6 protein-coding genes are annotated in these 13,217 nt (G+C 44.6%); all 6 read left to right on the top strand.

The genetic code is table 11. The features are described from left to right. Positions 1–190 precede the first annotated feature (190 nt). The 6 genes from NBH01_RS12775 to NBH01_RS12800 are packed head-to-tail and all read left to right on the top strand — an operon-like array spanning position 191 to position 13,102. Positions 191–3,553 (top strand): SusC/RagA family TonB-linked outer membrane protein, encoded by a 3,363-nt coding sequence (locus NBH01_RS12775; protein WP_225679634.1) that lies wholly within the window; start codon positions 191–193, stop codon positions 3,551–3,553. Positions 3,554–3,581: 28 nt separating this feature from the next. Continuing rightward, positions 3,582–5,324: a RagB/SusD family nutrient uptake outer membrane protein gene (locus NBH01_RS12780; protein WP_225679631.1), complete on the top strand. Its 1,743-nt coding sequence runs from the start codon at positions 3,582–3,584 to the stop codon at positions 5,322–5,324. Between the two features lie 31 nt (positions 5,325–5,355). Next, positions 5,356–6,327 (top strand): BT_3987 domain-containing protein, encoded by a 972-nt coding sequence (locus NBH01_RS12785; protein WP_225679629.1) that lies wholly within the window; start codon positions 5,356–5,358, stop codon positions 6,325–6,327. Between the two features lie 17 nt (positions 6,328–6,344). Continuing rightward, the gene (locus tag NBH01_RS12790; RefSeq protein WP_008763974.1) at positions 6,345–8,018 is read left to right on the top strand and encodes a GxGYxYP domain-containing protein; all 1,674 of its coding nucleotides are present in this window, start codon (positions 6,345–6,347) and stop codon (positions 8,016–8,018) included. Positions 8,019–8,044: 26 nt separating this feature from the next. Then, complete coding sequence (locus NBH01_RS12795; RefSeq protein ID WP_008763973.1) at positions 8,045–9,499, top strand: alpha-L-fucosidase; 1,455 nt, start codon at positions 8,045–8,047, stop codon at positions 9,497–9,499. Positions 9,500–9,517: 18 nt separating this feature from the next. Next, entirely contained in the window at positions 9,518–13,102 is a 3,585-nt protein-coding gene (locus NBH01_RS12800) for a glycoside hydrolase family 2 TIM barrel-domain containing protein (protein ID WP_502801503.1), read from the top strand. The last annotated feature ends 115 nt before the right edge of the window (positions 13,103–13,217 follow it).

Consider the following 13,217-nt stretch of genomic DNA (forward strand, 5'->3'; position numbering starts at 1 on the left):
GATTAAAAGTTTAATGCCTATGTAACACAACGGAGTAGAATAAAACGAAAGTAAATAGACATCAAAACGAGGAATAAAAAGGGGGAAAGTGGTGCAACACTCTCCCCAATTCCTCAGCTATTAATACTTTCTCTGTTTCACGTTTTTGTGAACCTAAAATAAAGTACTAACAAAATCACTTAGCAAAGTTATGAAAAAAATCTTTTCACTGCTCGCTTTGGTCCTGTTTATTAACCTTTTTACATACCAGGCCCAGGCACAGACAGCAGTTGTGAATATTAATAAAACTTCGGTTTCGCTAAAAGAACTGATTCAAGAAGTCGAAAAACAGGCCGGATATTTGTTTGTCTACGGAAAAGACATCAATATCGAACAGAAAGTAAAAATCAATGCCCGGAATAAACAGGTAAAAGCATTGCTTGAAAATGTATTGCCGCAAATAGGGCTGACGTATGAATACGCCGACAACTACATCTCATTGAAGAAAACGCAGGTAGAGAAAAAATCAATAGGTAAAAAAATAATAGTCAAAGGAACCGTAGTAGACAAAAGTGGCGAGCCTATTATCGGAGCTAACATCATGGAGCAGGGAAGTGCTTCTAATGGTACGATCACAGATATCGATGGTAAATTCACGTTATCCTTGCCTTCCAATTCGGTATTAGCGGTTACGTATGTGGGTTTTTCCACAAAGAATATTCCGGTGAACAATCAGAATGCCATTCAGATTGTGATGGAAGAAGATTCTGAAATTCTGGAAGAAGTAGTGGTTGTGGCTTACGGTACGCAGAAGAAGATTTCTTCTACAGCTGCTGTATCAAGCATGAAGACTAAAGATGTAGCGCAAAAGCCGGTTATCAATATTTCTAATAGTTTGGCAGGTCGTATGGCGGGAGTCATTGCAAAACAAGGATCGGGAGAACCGGGAGCTGATGGTTCTGATTTGAGAATCCGTGGTGTGGCTACATTAGGGAACCAATCTCCATTGGTCGTAGTGGATGGAGTTCCCCGTGACTTTTCACGTATCGATCCGAATATGATCGAGGATATTACTATCCTGAAAGATGCAGCTGCCGTAGCTCCTTATGGTATGGCCGGTGCCAATGGGGTAGTATTGGTAACAACAAAAAAGGGAAAAAGCGGTGCTCCGGTACTTTCATACAATGGATATATCGGTTTTCAGAACCCGACCCGCATCACTGACCAGGTTAATTCGTATGAATATGCTTTGATGAAAAACGAAGCGGCTATGAATGCAGGTTATCCCAATTATTATGCCTACTCACAGCATGATCTGGAAATGTACCGGAAAACCTGTGCCGGAGACCCCGATGCCGATCCTGACCGTTATCCTAATAGCAACGGTCTGCGTGACTTGGTACAAAACAATTCTGTGATTACGAATCACAACTTGCAATTATCCGGTGGTAGCGATAAATTCCAGTACTACGTATCTTTAGGATATTCTTATCAGGAAGGAATGTGGAGTACTACCGATTACCAGCGTTTTAATCTGCTGGCTAATTTAAGCGTGGATGCCACCAAATATACGAAAATCAGTTTAAGTCTGGGTGGATGGCACGAAAAGAAGAATTATCCGGGTGCCGATACAGGCGACATCATGTATCAGGCATATCGTACACCTCCTATCTCTGCTATACAGTACTCGAATGGTCTGTGGGGACAATATGTAGGTAAGTCACTTTTCGGGCTGACCTATCGTAGCGGATATCGTCAGGAGCCGGCCGACCAACTGAATACTTCTCTCTCCATAGAGCAACAGCTTCCCTTCATTCAAGGGTTAAGCATCAAAGGAGTAATCAACTACGACCCGTATCGTGTGAAGAAAAAGAAATATCTGACACCGATACCTGTATACACACTGGATGCATCACAAACTCCGTATCAATTCGTGGAAGGATTCCAGGGACCGGAGAAACCGAATCTGGAACAATCGCTTGAAGAAAGCGTGAGCATGACTTATCAGGGAATGATTAATTACTCACGGACTTTCGGCAAGCATACGGTTACCGGACTCGGAGTTATTGAAGCACGCGAAAGAAACGTATGGAATATGAGTGCCAAACGTCTGAATTATAATATTAACATAGATGAAATCAATGCGGGAAGCAGTGACCCTGCCGATATCAGCAACGGTGGTACGTCTTGGAAAGAACGTCAGGTAGGTTATGCATTCCGTTTGGGATATAATTATGATAACCGTTATATGGCGGAAGTTTCCGGTCGTTATGACGGACACTACTATTTTGCTCCAGGCAAACGTTTTGGTTTCTTCCCTGCTTTCTCACTGGGATGGAACTTGCGGGAAGAATCCTTTATGAAAGATGTCGAATGGATGGATAAACTGAAATTGCGTCTTTCTTATGGTGAGTCCGGAAACTTGGCTGGTAGTTCCTATCAATATATGAGTGATTACGGATTCGGAAACGCTGTAAACTTTGGCGGTGTACCTATGATGGGTATGTGGGAGAACTTGCAGGGGAACCCGAACATTACTTGGGAGAAAGCTAAGAAGTTTGACTTCGGTGTGGAGTTTTCCGTATTGAACGGTATGTTTTCTCTGGAAGCTGACTATTTCTATGAGAAGCGTTCGAATATGCTGATGGCTCCGAATGCATTGGTTCCGGCAGAATATGGTATTCCTTTGTCACAGGTCAATGCGGGAAGTATGCACAATCAAGGTATTGATTTATCTCTGAATTTCAACAAACGTATCGGCAAAGACTGGATGATCAGTGCAAAAGGTACTTTCACTTTCGCACGTAATATTCTGGATGAAGTATTTGAGACGGAAGCCACCTTCAATAATCCGAATCGTCGCAGAACAGGACGTCCCGACGGAACAATGTTCGGATACAATGCTTTGGGGTACTTTACTTATGACGACTTCAATCCTGACGGTTCCTTAAAGGCCGGCATCGCTACTCAACCTTGGGGACAGGTATATCCGGGTGATTTGCGCTACGAAGATTTAAGCGGTCCTAACGGCGTGCCTGATGGAAAGATTGACGGACACGACCAGACAGTGATCGGCTTCTCTAACTGGGCGCCCGAAATTATTTTCGGTCTGGCTCCTACTGTCCAATGGAAGAACTTCGACCTGAACGCATTGATTCAAGGGGCTACCCGTACCAGCATTTCATTGGGGGAGACTTTGGTAATGCCTTTCTTTGATTCCGGTTCGGCTACTAAGTTACAATTCAGTGATCACTGGACGCCGGATAACACGAACGCACCTTATCCCCGTCTGACCAGTGAAGTAACGGTGAATAACCATCGTCAACCTTCTTCGTGGTGGGTACGTGATGCTACTTATATCCGTTTGAAGAGTATTGAAATCGGTTATACCTTGCCTCGTTCGGCACTGAACTTTATTGGTATCAGCTCTGCCCGTGTATATGCTTCCGGACAAAACCTCTGGACATGGACTCCGTTTATGAAAGAATTGATTGACCCGGAAGCTAAATCCGCTAATGGTAAATACTATATGCAGCAGGCTGTATATGCTTTTGGTTTGAATATTACTTTTTAATTAGTTAACCATCATAACAAGATAGAATATGAGAATACATAATATAATAAAAACAGTTTGCCTGGCAGGCTCATTAGCCTTGTTGTCTGCCTGTGAAGACTGGCTTGAAATAGAGCCGAAAGACCGTTTTGGAGATACAACGGTTTGGGGATCGGAAGAAAATGCCGATATGTTTCTGAATGATATCTATAATCAGTTGCCGCATCTGAACAATGAAACACAGAATCTGGATCAATATTCGGATAATTCATACGTAGGTGCGGAATGGATGAATGCCCGTACAACGATTTATACCGGAGCATTATCTCCTACCAGTTGGATACCCGGCCCTTGGGATATGTGGAAATGGGGACGTCAGAACAATGACGACGCCAAAGGACAGTATGAACGTATCCGCTCCTGTAATCTGTTCATTACAAAAGTAACAGAATCCGATTTCTCGGCAGATTATAAGAAAGAACGTCTTGCAGAAGCGCGTTTCCTGCGTGCCTGGTTCTATCATTATCTCTGGATGGCGTACGGTGGTGTGCCTATCATCACGGAAGTGCTGGATAATAACGTGAGTACGGATATCTTTTATCCGCGTGAGACTGCACAGAAAACATTTGAGTTTATCGACAAAGAGTTGGACGAGATTAAAGATGATCTTCCTCCGCACCGTAGCGGTTCCGATCTGGGGCGTGCTTCCAAAGGAGCAATTCTGACACTGAAAGGATGGGTGGAACTGTTTCATGCCAGTGAATTGCGTAATCCGGGCAAAGATAAGAAACGCTGGGAAGCAGCTGCAGCTACCTTGAAAGATGTAATTGACTTACAGGTCTATCATCTGCAACCGACTATTCTGGACCTTTGGACAGAAGCTACCAACAATAACGATGAAGTGATCTTCGACTTCCAGATGTCTAAGCAGAATGGCGGGCGTCGTGAAGGCCTGTTCGGTCCGGTGTTTGTAAAAGGAGTACAGTCCAGTTGGGGAAATATGCAGCCTACACAGGAACTGGTTGACGACTATTGCATGGCAAACGGATTGCCTATCACTGACCCTGCATCCGGTTACAATAAGAATAATCCTTATAAAAATCGTGAGAAACGCTTCTACCAGAGCATCCTGTATGACGGATCCATGTGGCAGGGGGAAGAGATTATCACTCGTGTAGGCGTAGGTAGTCCCAATGAGATTGATACTTCTTCGGATAGTGACGTTACGAATACGGGATACTATACTCGTAAGACGATTGACGAATCCGTGAATGGAGCGGACAATCTGCAAATGAGCAACGGAATGGCAAATTATATTTTCTTCCGTTATGCAGATGTGTTGCTGATGTATGCAGAAGCTTCTTTGGAAGCCGGAGATAAACCGACTGCCATCGAATATTTGGATATGGTGAGAACACGTGGAGATAATATGCCTTCTATCAACGATACTTATCCGCAGGGAATCACAGAGAATCAGTTGCGGGAAATCATTCGGAGAGATCGTCGCATAGAACTGGCGTTTGAAGATAAGCGTTGGTGGGACATTCTTCGCTGGAAGATTTGTGATGGTGAAAACGGAGTGATGAATAAACCGATTGGCGGTATGAAAATAGAAGATACCAATGGAGATGGTGTGTGGGAATACAATTATCATGAAGTTGGTAAACGTACCTTCCTGCCACGTATGTATTATCAGCCCATTCCGCAGTATGTGATAGACAAGAATCCGGTGATCCGCGAGCAAAATGGTGGTGAAGACGGATGGGTAAACGGGCAGAATCCCGGATATTAATAAAGAATGTAAACCTTGAAAGATTATTCGTATGAAACTAAATAGATTTGTCATGGCGGCAAGTGCGGTACTTTGTTCGTTTGCCTTGCTGAGTGGATGTAGTGATGATGATGTTTGTAAAGTATATATTCCGGAAGCCAAAACTTTGCAGATTAAAAACTTCGATTTGGGTGAAGAACTGAGAGAAGTATTTCATGTGGCTGTGACTGCCAGTGACTATGTGACCCGTTCCGGTAAGGAAGTGGGAGGAGATGTAAAGGTACAGTTGACTGTGGATGAGGCGAAGGTGCAGGAGTATAATTCTTTGTGTGGGACAGACTATCCTTTGCTTCCTTCCGATTGCTATACGCTGACAACAGAAACTGTGATTCCGGCCGGGGAGAGTTCTTCTGCCGATCTGGTGCTTACGGTAAATGCACAGGGAAAAATCCAGCCGTTTGATTCTTATTTGTTGCTGGTCACTATCACTTCGGTAGAAGGTGCGCAGGCGGATCATATTCAGCAGACAGTATATTACCTTTTGAGTGGTGCGGAGGATGTATGGGCGATGCCATTGGCCGACCGCAGTGCATGGCAGGTAGTAGAAGTTTCTTCGGAAGAGACGAGCGGCGAAGGGTCGGATAACGGTCACGCTATCCACGCTTTTGACGGACTGAAAGGAACTTTCTGGCATACACAATGGAAAGGCAACGAGCCTCAGCCACCACATCATATCGTAGTAGATATGGGGCAGGAAGTGAAAATGCTGGGCTTTCAGTATGTATCCAGAGATCATGGTGAAGCATGGCCGCAGGAGATGACGATGGAAACCAGTCTGGATGGCTCGAAGTGGGAGTCGGCAGGAACTTACAGCGACCTTCCTGCGGGGGCAAAAGAGGAATTCCGTTCCTATTTTCCGGGATTTAAGCAGGCACGTTATTTCCGTCTGACAATAACTGCCGTGTATAGTGGCAAATGGGCAACAGCGGTAGCAGAGATTAATGCGATTTCTATTATTAAATAACAGAAAAAACGATTACCATGAAAAAATACATTTATATACTTTTGACGTTCTGTCTGTTAATCTCCTGTATGGAAGATCCGACGGCAGGTGTGGTCGTTCCTAAATATACTCCGTCTACCGAGAATCCGGGAGGTCCGGGTGAAGAACCGGGTGATGGGCTGATAGATCCGGCAGAACCGCTGGACAGGGGATTTATGCATCTGAAAGGTCGTGAACTGAAATCCCTGAATTCTATTTCCATCACAGGACTGAATGATGGCGAGAAAGTAATTCTTTCCACTTTGGCAGGGCTTGCGGCAAGAGTGACGGGCGATCAGGTTTATATCAATGAAGGAGGTCCTTCTTCCGTATGGTTGAAGCAGATGCAGAATAAGTACGGAATTCCGGTAAATACTTATAATGCTTTGGCTCCGTTGGTACAGCATTATGTAGAAACCGGAGTGATCAAGGGGTATATTGTCTATACGCCTTATTCGGAAGGACAATCTCATTCGATCAATGTAGCTACTTCTTTATGTGGGTTGCTTCGGGGGATTGCGGTACCGGAATCTCTTGTCGATAAGGTAAAGGCAATGGGAGTGACAACCGAACTTATGGACGTAAGGTCTTATGATGAGAAGTGGTTGTACGAGAATTATAAAGACCAGTTGGACAAGAGTCTTGCAGCCGATATGAAACCGGAAATCTTCCATCACCTGCGCGATTATATCACAATGACCAATGCTTTTGCTTTTTATGACTACAATGCGCGCAGGGATTGGTCATGGCGTACTTCTATACTGAAAGATCTGGATAAAGGAGCTTATTGTTTCGGTTATTATGATCTGGATGAATGGGGCATGGTGAATAATGCTTCTCAATTGGGTGTTTCTATGTTGCCGACCGATCAGGCGGCTAATCTGGCCACGTTGAGTAGTATATATGATACAACAGGACTGAAACAGCGTCCGGCAACTAAAGAAGTGGTTACCGAAGAGAATGTGCACTATGTGACATTCCTCGTCAGTGACGGTGATAATATTGCGTTTAACCTTTGGGGGCAACAAGGATACATGGATCATGACCTGCACGGTCAATTCCCACTCGGATATACCATTTCACCTTCTCTGTACGATTTGGCTCCGGCTGCTTTACGCTGGTACTATGAGAATAGCAAAGAAGGCGATTACTTTGTAGCGGGTCCGAGTGGCAGCAGCTATATATTCCCGAGTAAGATGTCGGATGCCGACCTGGACGATTATCTGGCTAAGTTGAATGAGTATGTCGATAAGTCAGGCTTGAATATCTGTAATATTCTGGATCAGAAGATTATGGATAATCCGAAAGTTTACAATAAGTATCTGGCTCAGCCTAATATCGATGCGATTTTCTACACAGGATATGGAGAAAAAGGGGATGGAAGAATCAAATTTTCGGATAATGGCAAGCCGGTGATTGAGCAGAGAAGCGTATTATGGGAAGGCATCGACGGTGGCTCGAACAGAGGTGAAGAATCGACTGTCATTTCTCAGATCAATAGCCGCTCTGCCAATCCGCATAGTGCCGACGGATATACTTTTGTATTTGTACATTGCTGGACAAAGAACCAGCAAAGTATCAAAACCGTCATTGATGGATTGAATGACAATGTGCGTGTTGTTCCGGTCGATCAATTCGTGCAGCTGGTGAAACAAAATCTGGGTCCTAAATAAACGAATATACTCGTAAGTTATTTATTATGAACATAAAAGTATTAGTTGCATCGGCAGTTGCTGCATTCAGTTCTCTGCCGGTCATAGCTCAACAAGCACCAGCTCCTTGCGGGTTGGTTCCGAGTGCCCGTCAACTTGAATGGTACAATCGGGAGATGATTGCTTTCTTTCATTTTGGAATCAATACATTTGAAGAATATGTGAATGAAGGTGACGGGAAGGCAAGTACGGCAATTTTCAATCCCACAGCCCTGGATTGCAGGCAGTGGATGCAGACATTAAAAGCAGCGGGGATTCCCGCTGCTATTCTGACTGCCAAGCATGCCGACGGATTTTGCTTGTGGCCTAGCAAGTACACAGATTATAGTGTGAAGAATGCAGCGTGGAAGAACGGTAAAGGAGATGTAGTCCGCGAGTTTGTCGATGCTTGTGAAGAGTATGGATTGAAGGCAGGAATCTATCTGGGACCTCATGACCGTCACGAACACCTTTCACCTTTATATACGACCGAACGCTACAAGGAATATTATGCCCACCAGCTTGGCGAACTGATGAGTGATTACGGTAAGATATGGGAAACATGGTGGGACGGCGCGGGAGCCGACGAATTGACAACGCCTGTTTATCGTCATTGGTATAAGATTGTCCGTGAAAAACAGCCGGATTGCGTTATCTTCGGTACAAAGAATTCTTATCCGTTTGCTGATGTCCGCTGGATGGGGAATGAAGCGGGAGAAGCGGGTGATCCTTGTTGGGCGACGACTGACTCAGTAGCTATTCGTGATGAAGCTCAGTATTACAAAGGTTTGAATGAGGGTATGCTGGATGGTGATGCGTATATTCCGGCAGAAACAGATGTTTCAATACGTCCCAGCTGGTTCTATCATGCCGAAGAGGATAGCCGTGTGAAGAGTGTCCGTGAACTTTGGGATATCTACTGTACCTCCGTGGGGCGTAATAGTGTATTGCTTCTGAATTTCCCGCCCGACAGACGTGGTTTGATTCATTCGACCGATTCGCTGCACGCCGCCTTGTTAAAACAGGGGATTGATGAGACTTTCAGTACGAATCTGTTGAGAGGAGCCAAAGTGAAAGCGACCAATGTACGGGGTGCAAAGTATAGTCCGGAAAAAATGCTGGACAATGAGAAAAACACTTATTTTGCTGGAAAAGACGGAGAGGTAAAAGCGGATATAATTTTTACCTTGCCCAAAACTATTGAGTTTGATTGTCTGATGATCGAAGAAGTTATCGAATTGGGACATCGGACGACGAAGTGGAGTGTGGAGTACACTGTTGATGGCAAAAACTGGATCACCATTCCGGAGGCGACGGACAAGCAGGCCATTGGTCATAAATGGATTGTACGTCTGGCACCGGTGAAAGCAAAGCAGGTACGTTTGCGTATTCAGGACGGTAAGGCTTGTCCGGCTATCCATACTTTTGGCGTATATAAACAGTCACCGGTTTTCAAATTATAATATAAATTAGACTACTAAATGATGCAACGATTAAAAATCTTGGGAAGTGCATTGATTGCACTGTCGTTTTCCGCCTCTGCGGTTGTGGCGCAGCAGTTTGATCCGAAGCAAGGATATGAAATCCATACGGTCAACGGATTAGTGCTGGACAATCAGGAGAGTCTAGATACGAATACGAAAATATTTATCAGTAAGCGGGAGGCAGACAAAGAATCGCAGGTCTGGAACCTGATTCCATGCGAACAAGAGGGATGCTATACGATAACCAGTCCCTTGACTCAAATGAATGTAGATAATAGTGATAAAGGAAAAGTAGAATGTTCCGTGATTCAATGGTCGGCAGACCCTAAAAATCCGAACCAGCAATGGAAAATAACGGCTTTGCCGAATGGGAATTACGTATTAACCAATGTCGGGACTGGCTATAACTTAGGATTTCCTGATGCCGGACTGGTCGGAGAGCCTGTCTTTCAGTTAGAACCGGAAGCTTCGAAAAGTAACCAGCAGTGGCAGATACGGAAATCGAACCTGAAAGTAGTGGCGGAAGCCTTGAAAACAACGAGTCATAATGACTGGGAAAATGAACGTATCTATGCAATCAATAAAGAAGAAGGCAGGGCTACATTTATTCCTTTCGCCAATTCGGAAGAGATGAAGGCGGATCCCGCTTATACCCGTCCTTGGGAGCGTACCCGCTCTTCCCGTTATCTGCTGTTGAATGGAAACTGGAAGTTTAACTGGGTGAAACAACCTTCGGAACGTCCGGTGGATTTCTATAAAACGAGTTATGATGTCTCTGGCTGGAAAGAGATTCCTGTTCCCTCCAACTGGGAGATGCACGGATATGGTACACCTATTTATACCAATATTACTTATCCCATCCGTAACAATCCTCCTTTTATACAGGGGCAGCGTGGATATGCTGTAGAGAAAGAGCCGAATGCGGTAGGATCTTATCGCCGTGAATTTGCTCTTCCTGCCGACTGGAAAGACAAAGAAGTCTTTATCCATTTCGATGGAATTTATAGTGCAGCTTATGTATGGATCAACGGTAAGAAAGTCGGTTATTCGCAAGGGTCCAGTAATGATGCAGAATTTCGTATCACTCCTTACGTCAAAGCGGGTAATAATACGGTTGCCGTAGAAGTTTACCGCTGGTGTGACGGCAGTTTCCTTGAAGATCAGGATATGTTCCGTTTAAGTGGTATTCATCGGGATGTTTATTTGGTAGCCAGTCCGAAAGTTCGTCTACGTGACATTCACCTGACTTCTCAGATCAGCGACCGTCTGGATAAAGCGGAACTGAAAGTGAAAACGGATGTGCATAATTACGGAAAGAAAGTACAGGAAGCTACCGTACGTGTCTCTTTGCTGAATACGGAAGGAAAGCCTGTGAGTTCGTTTATCATACCTACCGGTAAGATAACTGGTGGACAGGAAAACGTCTGTGAAGGTACGACTACGATTCGCGACCCTCGGTTATGGAGTGCTGAGACTCCTTCTCTGTATACCGTCCAACTGGAACTGCTTGATGCCGCAGGCAATGTGCTTGAAGCGACGAGCCAGCAATATGGCTTCCGTAAGATAGAGATCCGGAATAATAAGGTGTATATCAACAATGCATTGATCCTTTTTAAAGGAGCCAACCGGCATGACATACATCCGCAGTTTGGAAAAGCTGTTCCGGTGGAAAGCATGATAGAGGACATTCTTCTCTTTAAGCGTTTCAATCTCAACACGATTCGTACCAGTCATTATCCGAACGATCCGAAGATGTATTCGCTGTATGATTATTATGGCTTGTACGTCATGGATGAGGCCGATATTGAGTGTCACGGCAATATGTCGCTGTCAAACCGTGAAAGTTGGGAAGGAGCTTACGTCGACCGGATGGTGCGTATGGTGGAACGGGATAAGAATCATCCTTCGGTCATTTTCTGGTCAATGGGCAATGAGTCCGGTGGTGGTCGTAACTTTGAGGTTACCTATCAGGCAGCCAAAGCGATAGACGACCGTTATATCCATTATGAAGGAATGAACGATGTGGCCGATATGGATTCCCGTATGTATCCTTCGATTGAAAGTATGATCGAACAGGACGAGCAACCCCGTAACAAGCCTTATTTCCTTTGTGAATATGCTCATGCGATGGGCAACGCCATCGGTAATCTGGAAGAATACTGGGATTATATCGAGCATCATTCGAAACGTATGATCGGAGGATGCATCTGGGATTGGGTGGATCAGGGCATTAATATGCCCGGACAGCCTGCCGATCATTATTATTTTGGAGGCAGCTTCGGTGATCGCCCTAACGACAATGATTTCTGTTGTAACGGGATTGTGACGGCTGATCGTCAAGTTACTCCTAAGTTGTGGGAAGTGAAGAAAGTCTACCAATATATCACATTGGAACCGAATGCTGAAAACAGTATCGGCGTTCGTAACCGCTATGCTTTCCTGAATCTGCATGATTTTAATCTGCGCTATGTGATTTTGAAAGATGGTGTGCCGATAGCGGAAGAAGAGTTCAGCCTACCCGATGGTAAGCCTGGAGAGCATCGTGCGGTGCAGATACCTTATTCCCGCTATTTAACTTCAGAAGGTGAATATTATTTGAACCTTGAAATAAAACTAAAGAAGGATTGCGTATGGGCAAAAGCCGGACATATCGTAGCTACGGAACAACTTTTGCTTCAAAAATCCCCGAATACCGGGCTACAGCCGGTAGCAGTTTCCGCCTCATCTAAAGAATCTCTGTTTAAGGTGGTGGAAGAGGAGAAGCGTTATTTGTTCTTCCGCCGTCCCGGTGTAGAAATCACCTTTGATAAGAAAGAAGGCAAGTTGACCGGTATCCGTTATAATGGCGATAATATGCTTCATCTGCGTGAAGGATGGTCGCTGAATACGTTCCGTTTTATCAATAACGATGTGCGTAAATGGCAGGATACCCAAACGGAGGTAATCAGTTTCGACTGGAAATGGTCGGAAGATAATCAGTCGGCAATTGTAACGATTCAGTTGCAGGAAACCGTCGGAGATGTGAAAGTGCCTTATACATTGATTTACCGTTTGTATGGTAATGGTGAAATAGATGTGGATGCTTCTTTTACAACGAATGATGACTTTAATCTTCCCCGTCTGTCGTTACAGGCCTTCTTTAATCCTTCGTTGGAGCAGTTGGAATGGTATGGTCGCGGTCCGATAGAAAATTATCGGGATCGGAAGAATGCGGCTTATGTCGGCAAATACCAGTCTGCTGTCAATGATATGAAAGAGAGTTATGCCCGTTCTCAGACGATGGGTGGGCGTTGTGATACCCGCTGGCTGACTTTGACCAATAAAGCAGGTAAAGGAATCAAGATTACTGCTGCCGATACATTTGATTTCAGTGCTTTGCACTATACGGATAAGGACTTGTTTGAAATCAAGTACGGTCATGCCTTGCCTGATATTTATCGTGCGGAGGTGGTGCTGAATCTGGATTGCATACAGCGTGGTCTGGGTAATGCCAGTTGCGGACCGGGTCCCCGTCCCGCTTATGAAATTCAGAAGAATACAGTTTATAAATATGCTTTCCGCATGTCTCCTTTTTCAAAATAAGGAAAGATTGACAGGATAACAAGGTCTTAATAGTTTGTAGAAAGAGTGAGCAGCCAAATCTTATAAAAGATGGCAACTGCTTACTCTTTTTTTGTATTTAAGGATAGATTCTGTG

The organism is Bacteroides sp. B1-V-101 (assembly GCF_023656585.1).
Lineage (GTDB): Bacteria > Bacteroidota > Bacteroidia > Bacteroidales > Bacteroidaceae > Bacteroides > Bacteroides thetaiotaomicron.

Bases quoted from the DNA above. Each gene is read 5' to 3' on its own strand.
- NBH01_RS12775 (WP_225679634.1), top strand. From the start codon at position 191: ATGAAAAAAATCTTTTCACTGCTCGCTTTGGTCCTGTTTATTAACCTT.
- NBH01_RS12780 (WP_225679631.1), top strand. From the start codon at position 3,582: ATGAGAATACATAATATAATAAAAACAGTTTGCCTGGCAGGCTCATTA.
- NBH01_RS12785 (WP_225679629.1), top strand. From the start codon at position 5,356: ATGAAACTAAATAGATTTGTCATGGCGGCAAGTGCGGTACTTTGTTCG.
- NBH01_RS12790 (WP_008763974.1), top strand. From the start codon at position 6,345: ATGAAAAAATACATTTATATACTTTTGACGTTCTGTCTGTTAATCTCC.
- NBH01_RS12795 (WP_008763973.1), top strand. From the start codon at position 8,045: ATGAACATAAAAGTATTAGTTGCATCGGCAGTTGCTGCATTCAGTTCT.
- NBH01_RS12800 (WP_502801503.1), top strand. From the start codon at position 9,518: ATGATGCAACGATTAAAAATCTTGGGAAGTGCATTGATTGCACTGTCG.